We start from the raw sequence: 24,616 nt of genomic DNA on the forward strand, positions 1-24,616 counted from the left end.
CTACCTCTGGTTGACGGGATGGGCCCGCCAGTCGTTGTCTGTGAGTGTGAAGACGATTTCGGCTTCCTCCCGCCCGCGAAGACGGGGAATTCGGTGTGGCGAAAAGCCGAAACGCTCTGCGATCGCGATCATGCCCGCATTACGCTCGGAAACCCTGAGCACAACCATCTGGCAGCCGATCTCCTGGAATGGATAGGCGAACATGCCCTTGAGCACCGGCCGCGTCAGCCAGCGTTTGCTGGTGGAAGCGGCCGAGAGTTCGATAACGCCAGCCTCCGGCGCATAGTCGTGGAACACCACGCCGGCCAGGAGCCCGCCATCTTCGACAACGCCCATGGTGACAAAGTCGGCAAATCCGCGTTCGCAGCCGGCGATGTGGCTCGCCACGAAATCCGCGATCATGCGGTTCACGGTGGCATTGTTGGCACCACCCCAGATGATCCTCATGCGCTCGCTTCGCCGGCCTCGACCTGCAGCGTCGCGAGGTCGACTTCCAGATCGAGCTTGGCCGCTCCGCCGGAGGTGATGGCGCAGCCGACTGCCAGCATGTCACCGGTCGCCCTCACATTCTGCCGGAAGCTGTAGCGAAGCTGCTGCGTCAGCGCGTCCCAAACCGCCTTGTCCCACAATCCGATATCCCATTCGGAAGAAACGACATCACCAGCAGTTACGCTGACGGCCGCAGGGATCGACCGGTCGAAGTCGGCTCGAGCAAACAGCCGCACGTTCGGCTTGCTTTTCGCCCGGAAGAACATGTGGGCGAGCGTGGCCTGCGCGCGTTGGCCGAACTGACCCGGGGGGGCAAACTGCGAGAGATAGGCGGCCGTAAAAGTCAGTCCGTCGTCTGTCCCCGTCGTATCGCCCTGCCAGCAGAAGCCACTGTCGCCACCAAAGAACAGCCCGCCCTGCAGCGTCTCGTAGCAGGTCGCCCGCCAATTGCTGATCGTCGACCAGCGACCGCTGAGCACATTGAGCACAAATGTCGTATCGGCAACGACGCTGTTGCCGGGAAAGGCGATGAACACCAGATTCTGCTCCGGCCACTGTTTCACCACCCAGCCCACGCCGGTCGCATTCGCCGCCCGCCGCCAATCGTCCTCGATCGGGCGCGAAACCGAAACCTGGCTCAGCGCCTGGCGATCGCGCTGGAACACCTGAGAGATCGGTGTCAGCCCGTCGCTGGTGGCGATCAGAATATCGCCTCCGGCGCGGATCCAGGCGTTCTTGCCGAGCGGCCGGCCGATCTGATAGACGCCCTTCAGCGCAAAGCTGTTGGCGTCACTCGGGTCGGAGCCGGCATATACCGCCACCTCGCCTTCGGTCGAAACGAAGACGCACAGATCGGATAGGCCGTCGCCGCTTTCGAGCGACCAGGAAAAGCCGATCAGCAGCGAGCCACCCTTCTTCATCACGCCGCCCAGCGGAAACAGCAAGGCCGCCCCGCCGACGACGTTGACCGGCAGATAGTAGGCGTCGAGCGTTGCATTCTTCAGAAAGAACTGCCGGTTCTTGAACAGCCAGCCATAGTTGAGCTGCGCCATGGTCGTCGCGTCGGGAAAGGTGATCGCCGGCGTCGTCGCCCAGGTGCTGCCGTTATAGACCCGGCGCTGATCGGCGCCGTTGAGGCAGATGAGAAAGGAATTGCCCGCATTGGTGTGCTGGAAGGTGCACCAGTCGCCGCCCGAAAGTCCGCTGACGGCAGCGGCCGTCGTTGCAGGCGGTGCTGCCGGGGATGTCATGTCGTAGATTGCCGTATCCGTCGCCATGAACAGCTTCTCCATGGCGCCATACTTGTACTTGAAGGCACTGCGGATCGTACCGCCGTCGGCCACCCGGCCCCGCTTTTGCGAACCGCCACGAATGCGGCAGCCGACGAGCGTCGGCAAGAAGTTGCGCAATACGGTCGCCGATCCCGGCTGTTGCGCCGCCATGTCGGCGGTCGTCACGAGCCCGTTTTTCGGCGCCGGGAACGTGATCGGCTGCGAGGTCTGTTGCCGGCCGATGCTGGTTGCACCGCGATTGCTCTGGCCAAGGCGCCCTGGCCTTATGTCCACTCTCATGATGCCCCCCGGTCGGCGTTCAGTTCCTGCAGCAGGTCCGCCTCGAATTCCGCGAGACTGTCGTCGAAGGGCAGCCCCTTTTGCCGCTTCCAGCGCCAGAGGATGCCCTTGCCCAGCAGCCGCTCTGGAAAGAGCATCGTGTCGTCATCCGCCTTGAGCGTGTCACGTTCCTGGTAGGGGTCTCCCAGCACCCAGTTCTTCGAGACGTAGTCGACAACGGCTCCGACGCCAGCTGATGCCGGGGAAAACAGCATCTGGCTCCCCCGCAGGAAAAAATAGGGCTGTGCGGATGCGGTGCCGGTCGCGGTCGCCCATTGCGAACTGTTGGTGATCGGGCGAAAGAAGGCGCCGGATGCCGTGCGCACCGCGCCCCCCGGCGTCAGCCGTTGGTAGTCCGCCGGCAAGGTCAGTGGCGAGAGGATTGCCACATGCTGCTTCAGCAACCGCCGCCAGTCACCGCGTCGGGAAATCTCCTCGCCCGCCTCTTGCGCCAGCGCCACCATGGTCTGCGCGTTCGGATCGTTGGAGCCGTAGATGCTGTCGAAACGATCGAGCGAAACGATGTCGCAAACCTCGTTGATTACGGAAAGCAAGGTCATGGTGTCGCCCCTCCCACCGTCATCTGGGCATCGCCCCAGCGGGCGCGTTCGTCGGCAATACCGAGCCCGGCAAGCGCCGACATCTTCAGCTGTTGCGCGGCCCCAACCTTTCCGGCGTCGCGCTCCCAGATGGCGATCTCCTCGACCAGTCCGTAGAGATAGGCGTCGGGGGCCTGCTCCAGCAGCCAGTTCGTCGGGTTCAAGGCCGAAAGCGGCGGGATCTTGCGGTAGTAGGTCATGGTCAGTCCGTAGCTGCCGGCCGGAAACGATTTGATCCGGTTGCCGACGATCGCATAGCCGAGTGGCGTGCCGCCACCCACCGGACCCGTGTCGGAAAATTGCTGCAAGGCCCCCGCGCGGATCGGCCGGCCGCTTGCCGTCAAGACCTGCCGTGCTTCGAGAAAGTTCGCGGGCAGAGGCGCGTCGCCGTCGACGACGTCGATCGCCGCGGTTGCTTCCATCTCGCTCACACGCAGCGCCCTGTTGAGTTTCAGTTCGGCCAGACCGACGAAGCGCGGAAAGAGGTGGGCGATATCGTTGCGCCCGCTGTATTCGCCCGCATCGACCAGCAGCGCGGCATAATCGGCAATGCTCATAGCCTGCCCTCCTTTGTGCGCCAGGCGCGGTTGTCGCCATCGTTGAGGAAGCGCTTGACGAAGCGGTCGTCGCCTTCGGAGTGCGCCGTCACCAGGCCCGAGGCATGCGCGATGTTGAGCGGAACCGAGGCAACGCGATGCCAATCGCCCCGCCAGATCCTTTCAGCGCTGTTGCGCACCTCCTGGTTTTCACTCACCAGGTTGTCGACGGGATAATCGACGCGGTAGACGTCCTTCTCCCCGTCGAAGTGGTGCCAGACGGAGCGGCCGCTCATCCTGTCATGATCGTAGAGCGTCCAGGCTCCATCACGGATCACCATGGCTCACTCCCCCGGCAGCGGGTCGGCGCGCTCCGCCTTGGCTGCCGCGATCAGTGCCTTCGCCTCTTCAAGGCTGACGGACACGACAGCACCAGCGGGTGTGCGTTCATCGTCACACAGCCAGACGTCGTAGACGAGACGAACAGGCACGGGCTTCTTTGCTTCGGACATTGATGTCTCCATGAAAAAAGGCGGCTCCGGAGAGCCGCCTTGGCAAGAGTTGTTCATTTGGAAGGGAAACGGGCACGGGTCAGGCGCCCGCATCCGATGTCTGGTGTCATGCAATCAATATTGGCTGCGCCCGCGCCGGGTCCCAAAGCGGCAACAGCGGGTATCCGACAAAGTACCGCCAGCAAAGCGGCTACTGAACGACATGACCAGCGGATGCCTCGACGATCGTCGATAGGATCTTTCTATCGCCCAAATTCCGATACGGTCTTCATCGCCGACGCAACGAAGAGATCGAACTTATCGGAGAGTGCCGTACTAATATCTCGAGACAGGAACAGGTCGTAAACCGAAGGCGAGGCCTCGACGCCGGAGGACCCAGCCCCGGCAACGCGACAACCAAGCCGTGTTCCAGGAAAATCAGGATTATCGGATGCCGTTATCACGAACGCGCTGGCCCGTGGCTTCGCTGCCAACGCGTCGTTGCGGGCCGTTTCCAGCACACGCTCGACGTCTTCCGACTGCTCGGATGCATAAAACCCCCACGCGTAGTCGCTCTTTCCCGGCGCGGCCCGTTGAGCGTAACCGGTGAGGTGAAGTCCATAAGCCTCGACAGGCTTAGAGAACGTGACGACGGAAGTCCGCGGCTCGCCTGTGTCGAGAAGGTTGTAAGGGTGAGCCACGATATCCGCCCTGTTGAAAACAGCCTTCTCCGCGTCAAGGACCTTGAAGAATTGGGCGTCACACGCCAACAACGCAGCCAACACCTTCTCGGCGCTTTCAGGCGGCATCGTGCATTCGGGCGCTACATAGCCGCCACTTCGTTCGCAAATTGCGCCGCGGCTCATGTCTTCAAACGAATACGGATCGATTGTCGCAAATACCAGCCCAACCAGCACGACGGACAGCCCGAAGAGGGTGACAACGGTATAGACCATTGCCTTTTGCCACTTTTTCATGCCGCCTCCTTGTCTGCAGAGCATATCTCGATCTGATCCCCATTAGAACATTTCATGAACGAATGCAAGGTTGCGATCGAACTCGCACTACAGCTTATGCGGAAGGTTATTCACCCCATGACTTCATCATCTGCTTGAGCGTGCCGCGACCGGGAAATAGCCCGCTCCAGAACCCTTCTTCCTGTATCGGGGGCTTCGACTGCCAGTTGTCTGCGTTGGCCTGCATTCTCTGCAGGTCCCTCTTTTCGTGCAGTGCCTCCAGAGGTGGCAAGTCGCGTGGGGGTGGTCCTGACCAGGATGGACGCTCGGACGACTCCGAATAGCTTTGGAGACGTGGGTCGGGCACTTTGTCGCTGATCGAACGGATCAGGTCGCCGTTCCGCCGGGCATAATCCACCAGCCCCATGACATCCGCTTCGCCAAGATCGCGCTCCTTGGCGTAGCGTCCTATCTGCCGTCCGACATCATTGTTCCACTCATCACGCAGGTGGTCCTTGGTGTTGTCATTCCCGCTCCACTTGTCGGAAAGCCAGGATTGCCACTCTCGGGCGGTGCCGAGAGACTTGGCCAATCCCGGAAAGTTCTCGCGCTCTATCATGGCGCTCACATAGGCATGCGCATTCGCGTTTCTAATACCGCTCAGTTCTCGCAGCCTTTCAGGCGATAGGTGACTGAGCTCCGGATAGTTTTGGCCGTTGAAAGCCTCGACAGCCTTGTTGTGCCTGCCACAGTTCACGTATTTGGCAATTGGATTGGCCAAGTGCTTTCACCTTGATGAATGGGTATTCGGAGGCGATCCGGTAGGTGGCACCCGCGAGGCACGGCAACGAAACGGCAAAGGGCGGGCAAAACGCCCGCCCCACGCGTCGCGCTCGTCAGATCAGCTCGCAGCGCTCAAACCAAAAAGATCGGCCGCAACGCCGAGGCCCTTTTCGTTGTGCACCTTCAGCGTGCCCTCGCCGATGATCACGCCCTTGTCGGCATCGCCGGTCTTGGCCACCGCCTTGTCCTCCTGGATGTTGCGCAGCCAGAGGAAGGAGAGCATGTCGGTGTCGAGGAGAAGGCGTTGCGTGCGAGTTTCGCGTTGCCCGCCTGCACCCGGTTCGGGCGGATCATCACGGTGCCGAACGGGCCCTCGTAATAGTCGGCGGTCGCCACGATCGTATTGCGCTCGCCGCCTTGCGAGACAGCGTAGCGGAACGGCGCCACGTTGGCGTCGGACATGAAGGTGACGAACACCGATTTCACGTAAGGCGAGACCGAGACGTGACGGAAATTGGCGCCGTTCTGGTAGCCCGTCTGGCATCATCTGATCGAGGATCGCCTTGGTAAACGGGCGCTGGGTGCCGTCAGTCGGCGGCCTAAGGATATCCCCTGGTCGCTACTTCCCATGTTCGTTCCGAAAGAGGTCGGCCGGCACCGGCGGCGTCTTGCCGGAAGCGAGAGGTGTGGTGCAACCGATGAAACCGTCAGCGAAGCCGAGTGCCTCGGAGGGCGTATAGCCGGTTGCTTCGGCTGCCAGGTCAAGCGACCAGCCTTCGTTCCGGGCATAGCTGCTTCCCGTAACCGAACCTGCCCGATCGGCGCGCGGCAGAAAGCGCCCGGTCTTCGGGTCCTTGGCGGATTTGCTTGTCATGGGATTTGCTCCGCGCAGGCTCAGCCGCTGCGCCTGTTGGCAGCCGCGGCTTTGAGGGAGAAGGCACGCGGCCCTGGCTTCGGCCCGTCACCCGCCTTCGCTCCAAGGGCGCAGCACAGCTACCAATCGTCAGTGCCGTCACCGCGGATGGCGCAACGCGCGCCAAGCGTGACAGCCGGTCACAGAAATTTGCAGGTGTCACGCCCGATGTCACGCCGGCAAACTTGACTTCAGGTTGTATTCGGTCATCAATAGTTCGCGTCGGATCGCCCTGCCTCGGGCCGTAGCGGCGGAAATGCATGACATGTGCGGCTGCTCGCAGGCGGCCGCCAGGAAAGACCCAAAGTAGTTCAAATTTTTGAATAATTTATCAGTCTAGCAGGCCCGCTGCGGGAACCATGCGATGGATGCGATAGGTGTCAGATGATCCGCAACACGATTAGCAGGTTGAAGACCATTTTCACCCCAGCACCGTCCGCAGCGAATATCTCGCCCAGGTTGCTTGAACTCGCGACCTCGGGGAACGTCGATGCCCAGGCAAAACTGGGCGAAATCTATTTCAACGATGGCGGCGAGGAACACTACGCTGCGTCGCTGCACTGGAACCGGCAGGCCGCCCGCCAGGGACATCCGACCGCTCAGGCCCGTCTCGTCACCATCTATCAAAGGGGCCTCGGCGTCGATCGCGACACAAGGGAAGCATCGCGCTGGCTTCGCAGCATCGGGCAGCCCCGCCCTCGCGGTGAGCCCATCCGCGCCGTTTCCGGCAAGATCGCCAAACAGGAAGCTTAGCGCGCCGGCCGCGGTCTCGAAGCAGCGCAACGCCCCGTAGAGCCGCCAGACGGCCTTGCGCCAGGCACCGCTCGTCCCAAGCTGTCCCCGGAATCAAAAAGGCCGCTTCAATGAAGAAACGGCCAGCCTGTAATATCCTTAGCCCGCTTCCGGCCACTTGGCAAGCCCTCTCGCCTAAATTTGTTTCCGTTTTGTTCGTTTTTTTTGCCAGGCGTCCACATCGCTCGCCGCACGCTGATCGCGCGCCACGTCCGCCCGCTCTGTTTGGTGATATGATTGCGCCCGGCATGCGGCGCTGCCGGTGGCCAGCAATCTCCTCGACGAGCGACCGCTTGCCAGGGCGACGCGCCCGATGTCCGGATCGATGGTGCGGCGGCCAAAGGCCGTTCCCACGACGGGAGGATTTCATGACCCTACGATATCTGATTGCCGTGACCGTCGCGGCGCTTGTCGCGCTCGTCGGCTGTACCACCGACCAGGCCAGCCGCAACACCGCCCCTGCCCCAAGCCAGGGAAACCAGGGCATGCAAGGCGCCCAGGGCATGAGCCAGGGCGGCGGAAGCTCCGGTTACTAAGCATCCCGCGCACGTGCGCAGCAGCCTTGCGACAAAGACGTGCGACAGAACAAAAACGTGAGCGCGAATCCGAAAGATTGCGACACGGTTTGGCAGCGCCAGAAACGGCGACCCCTGAAAAGAGTAACGCCGCCCGCAGGTCGCGTATACCGCAGCCGCGGATGACAGGGCAAAGCACCGGCCAGGCGTGGTGCCTTCCGGGGCGGTTTGCCTCGCATCGGCGTTGGCGGATTGAACTTCCGGCGCCGAAACGCGTTAGGTAACCATGACGCGCATTCTCGGTGCCGCGCCATTTGTTTGCGCGCATTCTGTGTTAAGCTTCCCCTCGGGAGGAAAATGCCATGGAGAATTTCTTCGCACTCGCCGCCATCGTCGTCGGCTCTGCCATCCTGGGGCTTGCGCTCGCCTACGGCTTCCGCCGCAAGGACGCCCACCGTCCTCCCGATCATGACGACGCCCGGTTGAAATTCTAGAGCGTCACCATTCCCAGACGTTGGCCCACCCACTCGCGCTTCCTCTCGGCCGGTCGTTCGCGGCTGCCCGTATCACAACCGGCGCCGATGCGCGGGAGCGGCGGGGCCTTTGCAATTCCTGCGCGAATCGATGAGACAGGCCGCTGGCGTCCCGGCATCGCGAGCAGCACCACCCCCTGGGGAATGAGGAAAAATGTGACCGTCGCGTCCACGGTCAGGGTTTTGCGCCACAGCAGCCGGCGCGAGCGGCCGTGCCACAGGTTGGCGGTCCACACCTGGCCCAGCGAACCGCTTCCTGTTCCCGCGCTACCGCTTCGATGACTTGCCAGTCGAAATGCGTGTCGTGCGACTACCGGTCCGGGGCCGGAAAACCCTTCACAGGAAGCAGCCCTTCAGGAAAAGTCCGCCAGCTCTTGATGCCGGCGGACCAACGTTCCGGTGCGTTTCGCCTCAGTAATAGGGCGAATAGCACTGCTGGCGCGGGCCGCCATAGGGCTGGAACGAATTGTCCCAGGCGCGATATGAGCGATAGCGGGCATAGCACCAGTCCACATGACGCGGGTTCACGCCCGCATCCGCCCGGCGTGGCGGAGCGGCAATGGCACCGCCGATGACGACGCCGGTGCCGAAGGCTGCCAGCGGATACCACCAACCGTCATTGTGGCGGCGATAGCCGTAGCGCTCGTAGCGATAGCCGCGGTAGCCGTTATGGTAGCCATAGCGATAGCCGCCGTCCCAACCCGGGCGCGGACGATAGCCGCCATGCCAGCCTGGCCGTGGGCGGTAGCCGCCGTCCCAACCGGGCCGCGGGCGATAGCCGCCATGCCACCCCGGCGGACGCCGGCGATAGTGGCCGCCGTTCCATTCCCGGTGCTGCACCAGTTCGACGTCGCTCTTCTGCACCCGCTCGATGGCAACAGCCGGCACGGCGTTCGCCGGCGTGATGCCCGAAAGAGCCGTAACCGCCGCCATGACGACGATGGCAATCTTCTTCATCTCATCACCTGTCCGTTTGGAAACAGGCGCCAGTTTCGCGGAAGGACGTGAACCCACAATGAATGCGATATTTCTAAAACGAAATGCAACCCAGAGGCAGCATCCGGGGCCCATGTCTCAGGCGCGCGCGGCTCTCTCCCCACGCAGCGTGAGCGCATGCGCAATCAGCGTTTCCACCGCCTGGCCATAGGTGATGCCGTCCGCCGCAAGTGCCTTGGCATACATGCTGATATTGGTGAAGCCGGGAATGGTATTGATCTCGTTGATGACGAGGCTTCCATCCGGCCGCAGGAAGAAATCGACGCGCGCCATGCCGGCGCAGGCCAGCGCCCGGAAGGCCCGCTCGGCCATCTCCCGCGCCTGCCCGCCAACCTCTTCGGCAAGATCCGCCGGCGCCTTCACGATGGCACCGCCGGCGTCGACATATTTGGCGTCGTAGCTGTAGAAGCCATGGCTTTCGGCGGGAATGATCTCGCCCGGCCGCGATACCGTGAGGCGGCCACTGGCGTCTTCCAGCACCGAGCATTCGATCTCCCGGGCCCGCACGAACTCTTCGATCAGCACCTTGTCGTCGTGGCGAAACGCCTCGTCGAGCGCCACCGCAAGTCCTTTGAGGCTATCGACGCGGCTGACGCCGACGGACGAGCCCTGCCGCGCCGGTTTGACGAAGACCGGCAGCCCCAGCGTTTCCAGGATGGCTTCGCCGGAATAGGCGTCGTCCTGATGAAGCGCGATGGCACGGGCGACCGGCAGCCCCTCGGCCGCAAGCAGGCGCTTGGCAAGCACCTTGTCCATCGCCGCCGCCGAAGCCGCAACGCCGCAGCCGACATAGGCGACATCGGCGGTCTCGGCATAGCCCTGCACCGTCCCGTCCTCGCCGAACGGCCCGTGCAGCACCGGAAAGATCAGGTCGACGGCCGGCAACAGCCCTTGCGTTCCATCGGCGGCAATGGTGACCGCCCGCCCCTTGCCGCCCGGGATCAGCGCCACCTGCGTTCCGATAGCCGGAATGGCCCGCGGCAGCTCGCCGTTTTCAAGCTCGAGCAACAGCCAACGCCCGTCCTTGGCAATGCCGATCGGCACGATCTCGTAGCGGCTGCGGTCGAGCGCGGCGACGACATTGCGCGCCGACATCAGCGAAACCTCGTGCTCTGCCGAGCGGCCGCCAAACAGAACGGCAATGCGCAACTTTCTCGTCATGTGAACTCTCTCCAGAATCGCAAGCAAATGGAGATCGGAAGGAAGCGGCTGAAAATGGCAACAAGAGGTCAAGGACGCGCGCGATTGATCATCTTACGCTTCCTTCAACTTTTTGGTGCAAACTGAAGGAGAATTTGCCACGCGTGCTGCGCTGCTCGGCCGATCTTCCTCCATTGACCGCACAAGCAGACGGCATGATGAAAACTGGGAGTACGGCATGCCGGATACCGTCTGGGTCAGCAGCGTGATGAGCGATTACAGCATCGGAAACAGGCAAGGCATTCGCGAAAAGTTCTATGGCGGCGACTGGGCGCCTCCGACCTTTCAGCTAGGCGTTGCCCCGCAGCACGTACTTCAGGCGCTCTTTCGCTACAACCGCGGCGAGACCCTCGAGCGAACCGATTTTCCCGAGGCAATGTATGTGTTTGCCGAAAACAACTGGAAACGGGTGGGCGAACTCTCTTGTGCCGGCCCCTTCTACGCGGTGAAGGGCAGACTGGCCGAGGTGCTGAAGAATTTCGATCTCGGCAAGGGAGGCTTGATCGAGTTTCCGATCTATGCGGCCGACAAGACCACCCGGCTTCCGGGCCCCTTTTATCTGCTCAACTTTGGCGCGGTAAAAGACAGTTTCGTGGCGAGCGAAAGTCGCAAGCTTCGTCCGCGCAGAACGATCGACAAGGACGGATACGAGTTGTGGGCGACATACGATCTCGAAGACGGCGATCTGGCGCTGACGGCAGCGGCTTTCGAAGGCGCCGACCTCTGGCACGAGCGCAAGGTTGGAACCGGCTTTTCATGAGCAGCCGGCTCCATGACGCCATCCTCGCGGCAAAGGTGAAGGTCAAGTTTCAGTTCGCGCAAGCACGGATCGCCGGTTGACGGAAACGCGCGCCTCGCCATCGGCAAATGACTGCCGTACGCGCCGCGCACCCATGGGTTCCTCCGCCTTCGACTGATTCCACTTGAAGCGGAATATGCCAGCGCCAAATGTCGCCATGGTTGCTGACTAAATGATGCGGTACTTGAGGCACGAGACGAGATTTCAGGGAGAACGACCGATGGCCGAGATTCTGCTGTTCCACCACGCCCAGGGGCTGACACCGGGAATGTTTGCCTTCACCGACGAACTCCGCGCCGCCGGCCACACCGTGCACATGCCTGATCTCTTCGAGGGGCAAACCTTCGCAAGCATCGCCGACGGCCTCGCTCATATCGAGACGGTCGGCTTCGAGGCGATGCGCGAGCGCGGCATTCGCCTCGCCGATGCACTTCCCCAGGGCCTCGTCTATGCCGGCTTCTCCTTCGGCGTTCTGCCGGCACAGAAGCTCGCCCAGACCCGGCCCGGTGCCCGTGGCGCGCTTCTGTTTTATTCCTGCATCCCGATCAGCGGTGAGTGGTCCTTCGGTCCCTGGCCGGAGGGCGTGCCGGTTCAGATCCACGGCATGGACAACGACCCGATCTTCGTCGGCGAAGGCGACATCGACGCCGCCCGCGAGATCGTCGAGAAGGCCGATGATGCCGAGCTGTTTCTCTATCCCGGCGACCAGCACTATTTCGCCGACAGCTCGCTGCCGTCCTATGACGCGGCGGCAACGGCGCTGCTGACGAAACGGGTGCTCGCCTTCCTCGAGCGGGTCTGACCGACGCCAGGACAAGCCCAAAGGTCGGACGGCGCTGTCGTGATCAGACAGCGCCGCTCCTCATTTGCCGGATCAGTTGCCGGTCGGCATCGAGAGACTGAAGCCGTCCTTGCTCAGCTCATCGCGCAGCCACTGGAACTGCTGGTATTTCGATATTTCGATCGGACCGGTGTAGGTCCCGCTTTGAAGCTTGCGCGGCGGATATTTGACGTAGGTGGTCATCAATTGCTTGATGGAGTCACTGATGGTCACCATCGTCCAGGTGCGCTCGGTGTAGTTGTTCATGAAGATGTCGTAGCGCTCCTGCGGGTCCTGCCAGAGGTCGAAGACTTGCGGGACCGTTGCGACGTACTTGTCCGGGCCCTTCCAGCCCAGATTGCTGTCGACGGCGAGACCGCCCGTCGGCTGTCCATTGTCACCACGCAGGTTGAACACCGCCTTGTAGTTGCCGACGCGGGCAGCGCCGGGAGACAGTTCATTCTCGGTGAAATAGAACCATGAGGTGCGTTCCGACTTGCCGGTTCCAAGCAGGATTGGCGACATGTCGAAGCTGTCGAAGATGATCGGTTGGCCCTCGCGGTCCTTGTCCGGCAGAGCAACGCCGGCAACCGAAGCAAATGTGGCCATCAGATCGAGGCCGCCGACGATGTCATGGTTCTTGGAGCCGGCCTTGATCTTGCCCGGCCAGACGGCGATGGCGGGAACGCGGTTGCCGCCCTCGCGCACCGTGCCCTTGGTGCCACGGAACGGCGTATAGCCGGCATCGGGATAGACGTCCTGCCAGGCGCCGTTGTCGGTCGTGTAGAAGACCAGCGTATTCTTGTCGAGGCCGGTCTCGCGCAGCTTGTCCATGATGCGGCCGATGCGGGTATCCAGTTCGACGATACTGTCGGCATATTTCGATTTCGACAGCGATTTATGCTCGAACTCCGGGGCCGGCATGTTCGGCTGGTGCACCTTCATGAAGTTGACGTCGATGAAGAACGGCTTGTCGGTTTTTGCCGCGTCGTCAAGAAACTCCAGAGCCGCCTTTTCGACGTAACTGTCGAAATAGGGGATGCCGACGACCCCAGCCGCGCCATTGACCGTGGGCGTGTCGACATACTGGCCATTGATCTTGAAGTCCTCGACTGCCGTTTCGCCGGCCTTACCGGAGAGCGAGCCCTTGGTTACCTTCTGGAACATGGCCCTGAGCTTCGGGTCCATATCCGGAAACCAGGTCGGATCGGCGTAGGTGTAGGCGTTGAGGTGGTAAAGGCCGCAATACTTCATGACGTCGAAGCCATGGGCGTTCGGCAAGGCGTAGTCCGCCTCGCCGAGATGCCATTTGCCGGTGAAATAGGTCTGGTACCCGCCGAGTTTCAAGACGGAGGCCAGCGTCCACTCGGCGGCCGGAAGACCGCCGCCTTCACCCTGGAATGCCACCGTCGTCATGCCACTGCGGTTGGGAATGCGCCCGGTGATCATCGCGGCGCGACCGGGCGTGCAGCTCGGCTGGGCATAGAAATCGTAGAACAGCATGCCCTGTTCGGCCAGCTTGTCGATGTTGGGCGTCGGCATTCCCCGTCCTTCACCGCCGCCATAGGGGCCAAGGTCCCCATAGCCGGTGTCATCGGAAACGATGAGAAGGATGTTGGGTTTTGGCGTCGCCTGCTGCGCATGCGCCGGGGCCGACAGGCCAGCGACAAGGCTCAGCCCTGCCACGCACGACGCCAGAAGTTTCATCGGAAAAGTCCTCGACACGGTGCGTGACGAATTTGATCGATCAGGTTCCTTTATCACTGTCAGGTTCCTTCCTGCGACGAGCCGTCGCGCGAAAAAAATTGATCTGAAAAGTATCGCGTCTCCATTGAGGTCCGACGCGCAAATCCATGCCTGAATGTTCAAACAGATCCCGGCTGCCGAAACGGCGAGATCACTACCAGGCGGCGATGGCGAAAAACCATTGTTACCTGCGCGGGAAATCTGCTCCTTTGACGCGTGAGCAATCAAGTACGTAACTGTAACGACAGCCGTAACGTATCGCGCGCGCCGGCGGGCCCAGTGCGCGCACCAGGCCAAAAACTGGCGGAAGCGACCGTTCGCCTGGACCGCCAACGCCAATGAACACCGGCTTTCCCCTGAAGAAAATCCAGGCACTGGAAATCTGATACAAATACGCAATACTGAAGTAATCTGGGATTACCGCAAATCATTCGCGGAGTTTCAAAGAATATTACTGCAAGAATTGAACTTGTTTTGGAGTAACGGTGCTTATATATTCGGACGAAAACCTTGAAGTCATCCATCGCCCGGGCTCATCCCCCTATCTGCTGGTGACCTTCAACGAGATGGAAATCCAGGCGAACGGCAGCCGCTATTGGGGCCAGCGCTTCTGCGAGAAGGCGGATCTCTCGGCGCTTGGCTTCATCAGCCGCCGCCCCAACTGGTTTCCGGCGGCAAGCGTGGTGAAGGCGGTCGAGGCGGCCGCGCCCATCCTCAAGGCTGCGCCCGAGCGCATCCTCTACGGCCACTCCCAGGGTGGTTATGCAGCCCTTCGCTACCGCCGGCGCTTCAACGCCACCACCGCGATCGCCTTCTGCCCGCAGGTCTCGATCGATCCCCGCTCCGTGCCCTACGACAACCGCTTCCTCAGGCATTTTTCGCCCGAGCTGCACGCCAATATGGGGATCTCGCCCGACCAGGCCTCAGGCCGCGCCTTCATCTTCTACGATCCCTTCCACGCGATCGACCGCCGCCACGCCGAGCGCATCGCCGCATTGCAGGCCGAAACCCATCTCGTGCCCGTGCATATGACCGGCCACGGCACCGTACGCGTCTTCACCGGCACCGAGCGCGCCCTTTCCCTCATCGCGGCCTGCCGCAGCAACGATCGCGCCGGCCTCGGCGCCCTTGCCCGCGCCGCCCGCACGGATGCGCCGATGCGCCCCTACCAGATCGCCGTTGCCGCCATGCCCCGCCACCCCGCCTGGGCCGACCGGATCAACGCCCGCTTTGGCGAGCGTTTCGCGCCGATGGAGCGGGTCAACTTTCTCTACCACCGCGCCAACCGCCACATCGGCGACGGCGATATCCTGGCCGCCCGCGACCTGCTCGAAGCCGCCCTGTCGCTACTTCCCGGCGATCCCGCCATCAAGCATCGCCTCAAGGAGCTCGACGCCCGCATCCTTCGCGAACGCAAGGTTGCGAGCGCGTCCTGAGGCGCAGCGTCAAGACGCGCGCGTCTCTTCCAGCGGCAGAACCACCTCGGCCGTGACTCCTGGCCGGTTGTCGCGGATGCTGACGTCGCCTGAATGCAGGTCGGCGATTGCGCGAACGAGGCTTAAGCCCAGACCGCTTCCCGCCGTCGTCCTGCTCTTGTCGAGCCGATAGAGCCGGCGGAACACCTTTTCCCGCTCGCCGGCGGGAATGCCGGGGCCGTCGTCGCTCACGGCCACCACGGCCTTTTCGCCCTGTCGGGCGAGCGAGATCGAGATTGCAGCGCCGGGCGGACAATGGCGGATGGCGTTTTCGACGAGGTTGACGAACATCTGCGTCAGCAGTTCCCGGTCGCCGCGGATCGTCAGCGCCGGTGCCGTGTCGATCGATGCGGTGAGCACATGGCCGCTGTCCTCGGCAACGTCGCCGTAGATTTCAGCGACCGAGGCAACGACATCGCTGAGGTCGATATCCTGAAAGCGGGTCCGGCGCGCGCCCGCCTCGATCTGCGAAATCCTGAGCAGCGCTTCGAATGTTTCGTTGATCTGGTTGGCCTCGGCACGGGCGTCCGAAAGCGCCTCGCTCACGGGCTCGCCGCGTTCGTCGCCGGCGATAGCCGTCTCGATCTGCATCTTCAGCCGGTTCAGCGGCGTCTTGAGTTCGTGGGCGATGTCGGAACTCACCTGCCGCATCGTCTCCATCAGCGCCGACAGCCGGTCGAGCGCCTCGTTGATCTGGCCGGAGACGGCGTCGATGTCGTCGCCGTTACCTCTGAGCGGCACGCGTGTGCCGAAGGCGCCGTGGGAGACTGCCGCCATCGCGCCTGCGATGCCGTCCAGCCGCCGTTGCGCCTTTCGTGCCAGTAGCGCACCGCCGAAAATCGCCCCGGCCATGGCGACCAGGGTTGCCCAAAGGAAGCTCAGGAACGCGATATGTTCGAGCCTGTCCGTCGCCGCAAAGCTGCGCCCGACGATCAGCCGATTGTTCCCGACCATGCCCGAAAACGTGCGATAGCCGGTACCGCCGTGCAAACCCAGCGCCTCGGGCCTTACGGTCGAAAAGCCGTCCGGCAGCGGTGCCGTCGAGACATCGCCGGCGATCTGCCGGCCGTCCCCGCCGATGACGCAGAAGACCCATTCACGCGCCCGGTTCACGCGCGAATAGGCGTCGACCATCGCGATCAGGTCCTCCAGATCGTCGGTGGAGGCGATCACCGCATGCAGTTCCGTCACCGAATTGTCGAGCGACTGTTGAAGCTCCTGCCGCAGGAACTGATAGGTGCCGAAGCCGGCCGCAACGAAGGTGAGGAAGAACACGAGCCCGAACGTCACCGCCAGACGAAACGGGGTGGAGCGCCACAGGCTAGCCGGGTGCATGAAGGCTGTACCCGATGTTGCGCACCGTATGGATGAGCGGCACCTCGAAAGGCTTGTCGACCTTGGCGCGCAGGCGGCTGACATGGGTCTCGACGACGCTCGTCTTCGGATCGAAGTGAAAGTCCCAGACCTTTTCCAGAAGCATGGTCCGGGTCAGCACCCGGCCCTCGCCGCGCATCAGCACCTCGAGCAGGGTAAATTCCCGTGGCTGCAGCTCGATCCGTTCGCCCGCCCGCGTGACCGAGCGCCGGACGAGGTCCAGTTCCAGGTCGGCGACGGCGAGCACCGTCCTTTGCTCCAATACCGGCGGCCGGCGCGCCAGCGCATTCACCCGCGCCATCAGCTCGGAAAAGGCAAAGGGCTTGACCAGATAGTCGTCGGCCCCGGCCTCAAGGCCCTCCACCCGGTCGTCGACGCCGCCGATCGCGGTCAAGAACAGCGCCGGCACCTTGATCCGCGCCGCGCGGATCGCTTTCACCACCGAAAGGCCGTCGAGCCCCGGCAGCATCCGGTCGACGACCAGCACGTCGTAGGTCTCGCGGGTCGCCTGGTATAGGCCGTCACGGCCGTCGGCCACCAGGTCGCAGACGTGCCCCGCCTCCAGCATGCCGCGATGCACGAACTCGGCAGTCTTGCGGTCATCTTCAATCAGCAGAATTCGCATCGGATAAGCCCGGATTGTGCCTGCGCCGGCGCCGCCAGTATTGCTGCACCGCGGCTTTCGGTCCAGTTGCAGCTGTGCGGCCGGCGCATTTGCCTGCGCCATTTCGGGCACAGATGCGCACCGCTGTCACCTTACGAATTGGTATGGTTGCGGCAAAGCGGAGGCAAACTCCACCGGCCAGTTTCAGCCCTGCACTCTCGCAAGGTCAACCAGCCGATGGAGACACCCCGTGAAGCATCTCATCAACTGCGCCCTGGTCGGCGCATTCGCCATCGCCGTGCATTCGGCGGCCCTCGCCAAGGTCCCGTGCGAAGACACGCTGAGGGACGTGCGCGGCGCCCGGTCGGGCGCAAAGCTCAGCGACACCGATGCCGCCAAGGTCGACGCGCTGATCGACAAGGGCATCGACCGCTGCAATGCCGACGATGACGACAGGGCAAACGGCTTCTTCAAGCAAGCCATGACCGCGATGGGCAAGTGACCCGAAACCGGAGCGATAGCCATGCGTCCCCAGTCTCTCGACATGTCCAACATCAACCGTGTTCCCCGCGTCACGGCGGATTTCTGGCTGATCAAGCTGATGGCCGTCACCATGGGCGAAACCGCAGCGGACTATCTCGCGGTCAACATGGGCCTCGGGCTCACCGCCACATCGCTGATCATGAGCGCGGTCCTCATCGCCACGCTCGGCCTGCAATTCGCCCAGAAGCGCTACGTGCCCTGGGCCTATTGGCTGGCGGTTGTGCTGATCAGCATCGTCGGAACACTGCTTACCGACAACCTCACCGACAATCTGGGCGTCCCGCTCGAAACTTCCACGGTGGTCTTCACGCTGGCGCTCATCGCCACATTCGCGGTCTGGTATGCCAGCGAACGAACACTGTCGATCCATTCGATCTACACGACCAGGCGCGAAGCCTTCTATTGGCTGACGATCCTGTTCACCTTCGCGCTCGGAACGGCAGCGGGCGACCTCGTCGCCGAGCGGTTCGAGTTCGGCTACCTGGCGACGGCCGTGATTTTCGCTGCGGTCATCGCGGTGATCGCCTTCGGCTACTATGCGTTCAAACTGAATGCCGTTGCCGCTTTCTGGCTGGCCTATATCTTCACCCGGCCCGCCGGCGCATCGATCGGCGACCTCCTGGCGCAACCGATCGAATATGGCGGCCTGGGGCTCGGAACCATCGTCACCAGCACCGTGTTTCTGGCGGTCATCCTGCTCACGGTCACCTATATGATGTTCTCCTACGAGCCCGAAACCGCCGCTACGACTGAGAGGCAGGCCGCCAAAGGGTGATGCCGCGCTCAGCGTAAGGCCGGCGCGAACCCGCAACCGAAAACCGCCTCCCCCCTCCGGTTGTCGCCCGGTTTGCCGGTCGCATTGAACGCCGTGCGTTCCCATCAACGCACGGCGTTCAATGAAATCCGCGCTTGAAGACGGTTGGCATCGCTGCATCAGTCGCGTGAAAGCGGCCGCAAAGCGGCGTACGGCCGCCCCGGCACCGTCAGGGTCGGCCTCAGATGGCCGTCAGCGACACCCGCTTTTCGAGCCTGGCTGCATCTTCCTTGCGCTCGCTGTAGCGGTCGACGAGATAGGCCGAAGCGTCCCGGGTCAAAAGCGTGAACTTCACCAGTTCCTCGCACACGTCGACGACGCGGTCGTAGTAGGAGGATGGCTTCATGCGGCCGTTCGCATCGAACTCCTGGTAGGCCTTGGCGACCGACGACTGGTTCGGGATCGTGATCATGCGCATCCAGCGCCCGAGCAGACGCAGCGTGTTGATGGCATTGAAGGACTGCGAGCCGCCCGAGACCTGGCAGACCGCAAGCGTCTTTCCCTGCGTCGGACGGATCGCCCCGATCGACAACGGAATCCAGTCGATCTGCGCCTTCATGATCCCGGTGATCGTCCCGTGCCGTTCCGGGCTCACCCAGAGCTGGCCTTCCGACCAGGCCGAAAGCTCCCGCAATTCCTGGACTTTCGGATGGCTCACGGGGGCATCATCCGGAAGCGGCAACCCGGAGGGGTCGAAGAAGCGCACTTCGGCGCCGAAGTGTTCCAGCAGCCGCCCGGCCTCCTGCGCCAAAAGCCGGGAATAGGAGACCTGACGGACCGAACCGTAGAGGATCAGGATGCGCGGCGGATGGCTTGAGAAAGGTGGCCGAAGCGCGTCGAGGTCGGGCTTGCGCAGATGGCTGAGATCGGCGGCGGGAAGATCAGACAATGCGACGCCCCTCCTCGTCGAGAACCTTCTCGCCGTCTTCCTTGACGAACGCGCCCTTGAATGCGTCCGCCGGGAGGATATCGAGAACGGCTTCGGACGGCCGGGCCAGTCGCGTGCCGACAGGGGTGACGACGAAGGGGCGGTTGATGAGGACAGGATGCTCGAGCATCGCCGTCAGCAGCGCGTCGTCGGAGAGTGCAGGGTCGTCGAGACCGAGTTCGGCATAGGGCGTTCCCTTCTCGCGGATCGCCTCGCGCACCGTAAGTCCGGCGTCGCGGATCATTTCGGCAAGCTGCTCCCGGCTCGGCGGCGCCTTCAGATATTCGACCACCGTCGGCTCGATCCCGGCGTGGCGGATGAGCGCCAGCGTGTTGCGTGAAGTCCCGCATTGGGGGTTGTGGTAGATGGTGACGTCCATGGTCATTCGGTTCCCTTGACCGTTGTTGTCGAAGTTGCGGTGTTCCGTTCGGCCAGCATCCAGCCGGTAAGTGTCGCGGCGACGAGCGCGCCGATCACTTCGGCGACGATAAAGCCCGGCACGTCCGTCGGCCGGATGCCCGAGAAGGTATTGGAGAGGGCGCGGGCGACGGCGACGGCGGGGTTGGCAAAAGAGGTCGAGGCGGTGAACCAGTAGGCGGCGGTGATGTAGAGCCCGACCAGCGAAGGAATGGCCTCCGTGCGGAAGCGCAGTGCCATGAGGATCGTCAAGACCAGGCCAAACGTCGCCACCGCTTCAGCCAGCCATTGGCCCGCGCCTGTGCGCACCGTCTCGGACACCTGCAACAGCGGCAGGTCGAACATCGCATGAGCCATCAGGGTGCCCGCCACGCCTCCGGCGATCTGTGCCGCGGCGTAAAGCATCGCCGCGAATGCCTCGATCTTACGCCCTGCCGCAAACACCATCGTCACCACAGGATTGAAGTGCGCCCCGGAGATCGGACCGAAGATGGTGATCAGAACCACCAGGATTGCGCCGGTCGCCACCGTGTTGCCGAGCAGCGAAACCGCTCCATCATCGGAAAGTCGGTCGGCCATGATGCCGGAGCCGACGACGGTCGCGACCAACAGGGCCGTGCCGAGGGCTTCCGCAGCAAGGCGGCGTTTCAGATCGAATGTCATGTTTCGGCTCGCTTTATGGAACGTTCCGGCCGATCTCGTGCAGCCGTGTTTGCAGCGCGAGCCTGTCGAGGCTCGTCATCGGCAGGCTGGCGAAGATCGAGATGCGGCTGCTCAGCATCCGGTAGGCCTCGGCAAAGGCGAAGTGCCGTTCGGCCTCGCTGCCTTCGGCGGCCGCCGGATCGGGCACGCCCCAGTGCGCTGTCATCGGGTTGCCGGGCCACACCGGACAGGCCTCGCCGGCGGCGGCGTCGCAGACGGTGAAGACGAAGTCCATCTGTGGTGCGCCGGCAACGGCGAATTCGTCCCAGGGCTTCGATCGGGCAAAGGACGTGTCGTAGTTCAGCCCCTTGAGGAGCTGCACCGTAAACGGATGCACCGCGCCCTTTGGCTGCGATCCGGCCGAGTATGCCTTGAACTTGCCGAGGCCCAGCCGGTTGAGCACTGCCTCGGCAATGATCGAGCGGGCGGAGTTGCCTGTGCAGAGAAAGAGAACATTGTAGGGTTTGTCGCTCATGTAGCTCTCCCGGCTTGCCTCATCGAGTTTGCGCCTCGTCTTTGCAGCGCCGCACGCCCATGAGACGCCCCAGGACACCTGCAATGCCTTGAATTGATTTATGCTTTTACCTCAAGAAATCCCTGTTCGAGGCACTGTGCAGTCGGAGCGCAGCAGGGGCTCAGATCGGCAATGAGGGGGGCGCAGAGGCTCGCATTCCCACCGCAGCAGTCCTTGAGCAGATAGAGCACCACGGCGCGCAGGCGTTCGAGATCGGCGCGATAGAGGATCGAGCGGCTTTGCCGTTCGCTGCGCACCAGACCGGCCTGCGAAAGCGTCGAAAGATGCGCCGACATGGTGTTCTGCGGCACGTCTGCCAGCCTGGCGAGTTCGCCGGCGGCAACGCCATCCGGTTCGCGCTCCACCAGCAGCTTGAAGGTTCTGAGGCGGGTGGGCTGCGCCAGGGCCGCCAGGGCGGCGATCGTTTGATTCTCATCCATATATCCAGAATAATGGATACATAGAACGAGTCAACAGGCCGGAGCACACTTTGGAGGCATTGCCGGCCGCACGCGACTCGCAGTGGCCTCGATGTTCAGCTCTTATGCTTTCAGGATCGCATCATATGCTGCCGAGAGGCCCGCCCAGAGACGGGGCGCCCGATCCCCTCCAAATTCTACGCCTGCCCCCAAATTCTTGCAGCGCTCGCCCTGTAGTTGTTCTATGCAAATAGGCGCAACGATCCTTTGAAGACGTCTTCGCCGGAAACCGACTGCCTGAAAAGTGGATGCCTGCATGGCGAAGAAACCGCGCATCAAAGACCTACGCAACAAAGCTGAGGCAGTCGCAGTGCCAGCAGCACTGCTGGTTGCTTCGTTCGCCATGGCGCATTTTGAATCCGCGTCTATCATTGGAAGAACCGGCGCCATATATTTTGCGATATTCTTCGTCTCGCTATACAAATACTATCGTACATACCGGCGCGGCAGGAGTAAGAAATACCTTTTCAACAGCGAGTTAGGCTATTACTGGGGAATGCTTCTTTCCCCAAGCTTTTCGTTGCTCGTGACGTTCCTGTTTATGAGTGCGTATGACCCTTTTTGGCGCATACATGCGGGATACGCGCTGGTGGTGCTCACGTCAGGAATGATTGCGTGTGATGCGATAATGCGCAAACGCGTCCGCCATGTCGTAGAGTACAATCGCTACACGGTAGTGTACGGGTTTCTATTTTTATGTATCTGGTACTATTTAAACTGGATCTTCTCAGTCAGTCAGTCGTTCATATGCGACAAAAGATGCCTTCATCAATCGCATTTACTTGGATACCAGGACAGCATTAACATCATAACATTCATATCCTACGGCTTGCTTTCTGCCCTTATCATTCTATGGGCTTTCATGATTGCCGCATGGAAGAGTGGCGATGACCGCCCTCGTGCGAGTATCAGCGAAGGCTAAGCCTGCATCTCGGCCCGCAACTCGCGCACGCCGCGGCCGAGATGGCGGCGCAGCAGCGTCCTGAGTGTCGCCGCATCGGCATAGCCGACCTCGCTCGCCACGGTCTCGAGATCGACCCCGATCGAGACCAGATGCTGGGCGCGCTGAACCCTTAAGTCCTGCACGAAGGCAAGCGGCGACTTGCCGAGCACCGCCTCGGTCCGGCGCTGCAGCGTCCTCGGGCCGACGGACAGGGCCTTGGCCGCCACAGGCAGCGAGAAGCCCGTCGCCAGATTGGCCCTCACCCAACGCTCGAAGCGGTCGACGAGCGGATCTGTCTGCGCCAGGTAGCTCGGGACGATGTAGCGCGCCTGTGACGACCGCTTGTCGACCAGCATGAAGCGGGCGGCGAGCGACGCGATCTCCGGGCTTGCCTGGGCCACCAGAAAGAGTGCGAGGTCGAGATGCCCCATCATCGCGCCCGCCGTCACCAGCCGGCCCGACACCGTGATCATCTGGCTGTCGTCGAGCCTGATCTTCGGATAGCGCTTGCGAAACAGTGGCGCCATCGGCCAGCTGGTCGTCGCCTCCGCATCATCGAGAAGCCCCGTTTCTGCCAGCAGGAAAGTGCCGAGACAGGCGCTGGCGAGACCCGCTCCCGCACCGTGACTATCCCTCAGGTAGCCGATTGCTTCGCAGACATCCGGACGCGCCAGCGCCTGTTGCAACTGTTCCGGCTGCCGCGTGTTCAGCGCCGGCACCGCCACCCAGTCCGGCCGGGGCCCCCCGATCGCCTCGACGGCAGCGGTCATGCCGAGCGCGGTGCGAACCTCGCGCCGCACCCCCACCACCTTCACGGTGAGCAGCGGGCTCTGCATCCCCTCGCCTGCCGCAAGGTCGTTGGCGACCGAGAACGTGTCCAGCAGCACGGCGAGGCCGCTGTCGAACACACCATCGAGCGCAAGAACCGAAAGCTTCATGACGCAATCACCACTAAAATTGTCATTTACGACTGTAGCCCGGTGCGCGGCTGCGATCTAGCCTCCGGGCCAGTTCAACAGTGAGGTTGTCATGACCAGCTCCCCGAAAACGATCCTTGATACAATCGGCAACACGCCGCTTATCGACCTGCGCACCATCCGGCCCGCCAACGGCGCACGCATCCGCCTCAAGCTCGAAAGCCAGAACCCGACCGGAAGCATGAAGGACCGCATGGCGTTGGCGATGATCGAAGCTCCTGCGGCCGACGGGCGACTGAAGCCCGGCGGTGCGGTGGTGGAATATACCGGCGGCAGCACCGGCGTGTCGCTCGCGCTCGTCTGCGGCGTGAAGAAGCATCCACTGCACCTCGTGACGTCGGACGCTTTCTCGAAGGAGAAGCTCGACCATATGCGCCTCCTCGGCGCGAAGCTGACGATCATTCCGAGCGACGGCGGCAAACAGACGGAGAAGCTGACCAGGGACATGATCCGCGAGGCGCACCGGATCGCCGAAGAAACCGGCGCTTACATCACCGCCCAGATGGAGAATACCGATCAGCTCCAGGCCTACACGAAAATGGCAGACGAGATCTGGGACCAGACCGGTGGCCGGATCGACGCCTTCGTCCAGGCTGTCGGAAGCGGCGCCTCGCTCCGCGGGATCTCGGAGCGAATGCGCCGGCATGACCATCGCATCCGCATGGTCGCGGTCGAGCCGGCCGAATCCGCGGTTCTCTCCGGCGGCCCCTCCGGCGCCCACAAGATCGATGGAGTCGGCGCCGGCTACATCGTTCCGCTCTGGCAAAAGGAGATCGCCGACGCGATCGAGCCGGTCTCGACCGCCGACGCGAAAGCGATGGCCTTTCGCCTGGCTACCGAGGAAGGCCTCTTCTGCGGCACCTCCACCGGCGCCAACGTGACCGCAGCGCTCCGGGTCGCCGAACGTCTGGGACCTGAGGCAACGGTCGTCACCACCCTGTGCGATACCGGCATGAAATATCTCTCGACGTTCGCGAGAGATCTCGGTGAAAGGCTGTCCTGACGGCTTCAGTGGTCCTTGGTCGCAGAATGGGCTAACTGTGCTTCTTCATGCGTCCCGCACAGAGA

Annotated in this window: 31 protein-coding genes and 1 pseudogene; 10 read left to right on the forward strand and 22 right to left on the reverse strand. The window is 62.6% G+C overall.

Annotation, left to right across the window (positions count from 1 at the left end; all coding sequences use genetic code 11):
• The 10 genes and pseudogenes from PWG15_RS09775 to PWG15_RS09820 form a co-directional block, all read right to left on the reverse strand.
• Positions 1 to 447: a GNAT family N-acetyltransferase gene (locus tag PWG15_RS09775; RefSeq protein WP_275024223.1), complete on the reverse strand. Its 447-nt coding sequence runs from the start codon at positions 445 to 447 to the stop codon at positions 1 to 3.
• The gene (locus PWG15_RS09780; RefSeq protein ID WP_275024224.1) at positions 444 to 2,060 is read right to left on the reverse strand and encodes a hypothetical protein; all 1,617 of its coding nucleotides are present in this window, start codon (positions 2,058 to 2,060) and stop codon (positions 444 to 446) included. Before PWG15_RS09780 ends, PWG15_RS09775 begins: the two co-directional genes overlap by 4 nt.
• The gene (locus tag PWG15_RS09785; RefSeq protein WP_275024225.1) at positions 2,057 to 2,659 is read right to left on the reverse strand and encodes a phage adaptor protein; all 603 of its coding nucleotides are present in this window, start codon (positions 2,657 to 2,659) and stop codon (positions 2,057 to 2,059) included. Before PWG15_RS09785 ends, PWG15_RS09780 begins: the two co-directional genes overlap by 4 nt.
• Positions 2,656 to 3,255 carry a phage adaptor protein gene (locus tag PWG15_RS09790; protein WP_275024226.1) on the reverse strand — a complete coding sequence of 200 codons (600 nt, stop codon included), beginning with the start codon at positions 3,253 to 3,255 and terminating at the stop codon, positions 2,656 to 2,658. The genes PWG15_RS09785 and PWG15_RS09790 overlap by 4 nt, the downstream gene beginning before the upstream one ends.
• Positions 3,252 to 3,575 (reverse strand): hypothetical protein, encoded by a 324-nt coding sequence (locus PWG15_RS09795; RefSeq protein ID WP_275024227.1) that lies wholly within the window; start codon positions 3,573 to 3,575, stop codon positions 3,252 to 3,254. The genes PWG15_RS09790 and PWG15_RS09795 overlap by 4 nt, the downstream gene beginning before the upstream one ends.
• A gap of 3 nt (positions 3,576 to 3,578) precedes the next feature.
• On the reverse strand, positions 3,579 to 3,746 hold the full coding sequence (locus PWG15_RS09800) for a hypothetical protein (RefSeq protein WP_275024228.1): 168 nt from the start codon (positions 3,744 to 3,746) through the stop codon (positions 3,579 to 3,581).
• A 242-nt stretch (positions 3,747 to 3,988) separates the two neighbouring features.
• A complete protein-coding gene (locus tag PWG15_RS09805; protein ID WP_275024229.1) occupies positions 3,989 to 4,702 on the reverse strand; it encodes a hypothetical protein in 714 nt (237 codons plus the stop codon).
• Positions 4,703 to 4,808: 106 nt separating this feature from the next.
• Entirely contained in the window at positions 4,809 to 5,462 is a 654-nt protein-coding gene (locus PWG15_RS09810; protein WP_275024230.1) for a hypothetical protein, read from the reverse strand.
• Positions 5,463 to 5,582: 120 nt separating this feature from the next.
• Positions 5,583 to 6,059: pseudogene (locus PWG15_RS09815) on the reverse strand (SU10 major capsid protein); the annotation flags it as partial.
• A gap of 24 nt (positions 6,060 to 6,083) precedes the next feature.
• Positions 6,084 to 6,338 carry a hypothetical protein gene (locus PWG15_RS09820; RefSeq protein WP_275024231.1) on the reverse strand — a complete coding sequence of 85 codons (255 nt, stop codon included), beginning with the start codon at positions 6,336 to 6,338 and terminating at the stop codon, positions 6,084 to 6,086.
• 423 nt (positions 6,339 to 6,761) lie between these two features.
• Here PWG15_RS09820 and PWG15_RS09825 point away from each other — a divergent pair, with 423 nt between their 5' ends.
• Positions 6,762 to 7,130: a tetratricopeptide repeat protein gene (locus tag PWG15_RS09825; RefSeq protein WP_275024232.1), complete on the forward strand. Its 369-nt coding sequence runs from the start codon at positions 6,762 to 6,764 to the stop codon at positions 7,128 to 7,130.
• A 174-nt stretch (positions 7,131 to 7,304) separates the two neighbouring features.
• On the opposite strand, the gene PWG15_RS09830 is transcribed toward PWG15_RS09825, so the two are convergent.
• Complete coding sequence (locus PWG15_RS09830) at positions 7,305 to 7,523, reverse strand: hypothetical protein (protein ID WP_275024233.1); 219 nt, start codon at positions 7,521 to 7,523, stop codon at positions 7,305 to 7,307.
• A gap of 14 nt (positions 7,524 to 7,537) precedes the next feature.
• On the opposite strand from PWG15_RS09830, the gene PWG15_RS09835 reads away from it, so the two are divergent.
• Positions 7,538 to 7,705: a hypothetical protein gene (locus tag PWG15_RS09835; protein ID WP_275024234.1), complete on the forward strand. Its 168-nt coding sequence runs from the start codon at positions 7,538 to 7,540 to the stop codon at positions 7,703 to 7,705.
• 341 nt (positions 7,706 to 8,046) lie between these two features.
• Entirely contained in the window at positions 8,047 to 8,178 is a 132-nt protein-coding gene (locus PWG15_RS09840; RefSeq protein ID WP_256364286.1) for a hypothetical protein, read from the forward strand.
• Positions 8,179 to 8,628: 450 nt separating this feature from the next.
• On the opposite strand, the gene PWG15_RS09845 is transcribed toward PWG15_RS09840, so the two are convergent.
• Positions 8,629 to 9,174, reverse strand: coding sequence for a BA14K family protein (locus PWG15_RS09845; RefSeq protein WP_275024235.1), 546 nt, complete (start codon positions 9,172 to 9,174; stop codon positions 8,629 to 8,631).
• A 117-nt stretch (positions 9,175 to 9,291) separates the two neighbouring features.
• Positions 9,292 to 10,374 carry a D-alanine--D-alanine ligase family protein gene (locus PWG15_RS09850; protein WP_275024236.1) on the reverse strand — a complete coding sequence of 361 codons (1,083 nt, stop codon included), beginning with the start codon at positions 10,372 to 10,374 and terminating at the stop codon, positions 9,292 to 9,294.
• A gap of 217 nt (positions 10,375 to 10,591) precedes the next feature.
• On the opposite strand from PWG15_RS09850, the gene PWG15_RS09855 reads away from it, so the two are divergent.
• Together PWG15_RS09855 and PWG15_RS09860 are read left to right on the forward strand one after the other, a co-directional pair.
• On the forward strand, positions 10,592 to 11,173 hold the full coding sequence (locus PWG15_RS09855) for a hypothetical protein (protein WP_275024237.1): 582 nt from the start codon (positions 10,592 to 10,594) through the stop codon (positions 11,171 to 11,173).
• A gap of 259 nt (positions 11,174 to 11,432) precedes the next feature.
• Entirely contained in the window at positions 11,433 to 12,014 is a 582-nt protein-coding gene (locus PWG15_RS09860) for a dienelactone hydrolase family protein (protein WP_275024238.1), read from the forward strand.
• Between the two features lie 72 nt (positions 12,015 to 12,086).
• Here PWG15_RS09860 and PWG15_RS09865 read toward each other — a convergent pair whose 3' ends face one another.
• Positions 12,087 to 13,739 (reverse strand): arylsulfatase, encoded by a 1,653-nt coding sequence (locus PWG15_RS09865; RefSeq protein ID WP_275024239.1) that lies wholly within the window; start codon positions 13,737 to 13,739, stop codon positions 12,087 to 12,089.
• Positions 13,740 to 14,263: 524 nt separating this feature from the next.
• Between PWG15_RS09865 and PWG15_RS09870 the strand changes: the two genes are divergently transcribed.
• On the forward strand, positions 14,264 to 15,214 hold the full coding sequence (locus PWG15_RS09870; protein WP_275024240.1) for an alpha/beta fold hydrolase domain-containing protein: 951 nt from the start codon (positions 14,264 to 14,266) through the stop codon (positions 15,212 to 15,214).
• A 9-nt stretch (positions 15,215 to 15,223) separates the two neighbouring features.
• Here the strand turns inward: PWG15_RS09870 and PWG15_RS09875 are convergent, their stop codons facing one another.
• Together PWG15_RS09875 and PWG15_RS09880 are read right to left on the reverse strand one after the other, a co-directional pair.
• Entirely contained in the window at positions 15,224 to 16,588 is a 1,365-nt protein-coding gene (locus tag PWG15_RS09875) for a HAMP domain-containing sensor histidine kinase (protein WP_275024241.1), read from the reverse strand.
• Complete coding sequence (locus PWG15_RS09880; RefSeq protein ID WP_275024393.1) at positions 16,575 to 17,252, reverse strand: winged helix-turn-helix domain-containing protein; 678 nt, start codon at positions 17,250 to 17,252, stop codon at positions 16,575 to 16,577. The genes PWG15_RS09875 and PWG15_RS09880 overlap by 14 nt, the downstream gene beginning before the upstream one ends.
• A 229-nt stretch (positions 17,253 to 17,481) precedes the next feature.
• Here PWG15_RS09880 and PWG15_RS09885 point away from each other — a divergent pair, with 229 nt between their 5' ends.
• Positions 17,482 to 17,733, forward strand: coding sequence for a hypothetical protein (locus PWG15_RS09885; RefSeq protein WP_275024242.1), 252 nt, complete (start codon positions 17,482 to 17,484; stop codon positions 17,731 to 17,733).
• Between the two features lie 21 nt (positions 17,734 to 17,754).
• The gene (locus tag PWG15_RS09890; RefSeq protein WP_275024243.1) at positions 17,755 to 18,549 is read left to right on the forward strand and encodes a COG4705 family protein; all 795 of its coding nucleotides are present in this window, start codon (positions 17,755 to 17,757) and stop codon (positions 18,547 to 18,549) included.
• A 220-nt stretch (positions 18,550 to 18,769) separates the two neighbouring features.
• Here the strand turns inward: PWG15_RS09890 and arsH are convergent, their stop codons facing one another.
• From arsH to PWG15_RS09915, 5 genes are all read right to left on the reverse strand, one after another.
• The gene (gene arsH / locus PWG15_RS09895; protein ID WP_275024244.1) at positions 18,770 to 19,477 is read right to left on the reverse strand and encodes an arsenical resistance protein ArsH; all 708 of its coding nucleotides are present in this window, start codon (positions 19,475 to 19,477) and stop codon (positions 18,770 to 18,772) included.
• Positions 19,470 to 19,895, reverse strand: coding sequence for an arsenate reductase (glutaredoxin) (arsC, locus tag PWG15_RS09900; RefSeq protein WP_275024394.1), 426 nt, complete (start codon positions 19,893 to 19,895; stop codon positions 19,470 to 19,472). The genes arsH and arsC overlap by 8 nt, the downstream gene beginning before the upstream one ends.
• A 2-nt stretch (positions 19,896 to 19,897) precedes the next feature.
• On the reverse strand, positions 19,898 to 20,596 hold the full coding sequence (locus tag PWG15_RS09905; RefSeq protein ID WP_275024245.1) for an aquaporin: 699 nt from the start codon (positions 20,594 to 20,596) through the stop codon (positions 19,898 to 19,900).
• Positions 20,597 to 20,609: 13 nt separating this feature from the next.
• A complete protein-coding gene (locus PWG15_RS09910; protein WP_275024246.1) occupies positions 20,610 to 21,110 on the reverse strand; it encodes an arsenate reductase ArsC in 501 nt (166 codons plus the stop codon).
• A 98-nt stretch (positions 21,111 to 21,208) separates the two neighbouring features.
• Positions 21,209 to 21,589, reverse strand: a complete 381-nt coding sequence (locus tag PWG15_RS09915) for an ArsR/SmtB family transcription factor (RefSeq protein ID WP_275024247.1) — start codon at positions 21,587 to 21,589, stop codon at positions 21,209 to 21,211.
• 295 nt (positions 21,590 to 21,884) lie between these two features.
• Between PWG15_RS09915 and PWG15_RS09920 the strand changes: the two genes are divergently transcribed.
• Positions 21,885 to 22,550: a hypothetical protein gene (locus PWG15_RS09920; protein WP_275024248.1), complete on the forward strand. Its 666-nt coding sequence runs from the start codon at positions 21,885 to 21,887 to the stop codon at positions 22,548 to 22,550.
• Here the strand turns inward: PWG15_RS09920 and PWG15_RS09925 are convergent.
• A complete protein-coding gene (locus tag PWG15_RS09925; protein ID WP_275024249.1) occupies positions 22,547 to 23,509 on the reverse strand; it encodes a GlxA family transcriptional regulator in 963 nt (320 codons plus the stop codon). The two genes, PWG15_RS09920 and PWG15_RS09925, sit on opposite strands and share 4 nt — an antisense overlap.
• Positions 23,510 to 23,600: 91 nt before the next feature.
• On the opposite strand from PWG15_RS09925, the gene PWG15_RS09930 reads away from it, so the two are divergent.
• Complete coding sequence (locus PWG15_RS09930) at positions 23,601 to 24,551, forward strand: PLP-dependent cysteine synthase family protein (RefSeq protein ID WP_275024250.1); 951 nt, start codon at positions 23,601 to 23,603, stop codon at positions 24,549 to 24,551.
• Positions 24,552 to 24,616: the final 65 nt, after the last annotated feature.

The sequence above is a fragment of the Ensifer adhaerens genome (assembly GCF_028993555.1).
Lineage (GTDB): Bacteria > Pseudomonadota > Alphaproteobacteria > Rhizobiales > Rhizobiaceae > Ensifer > Ensifer adhaerens_I.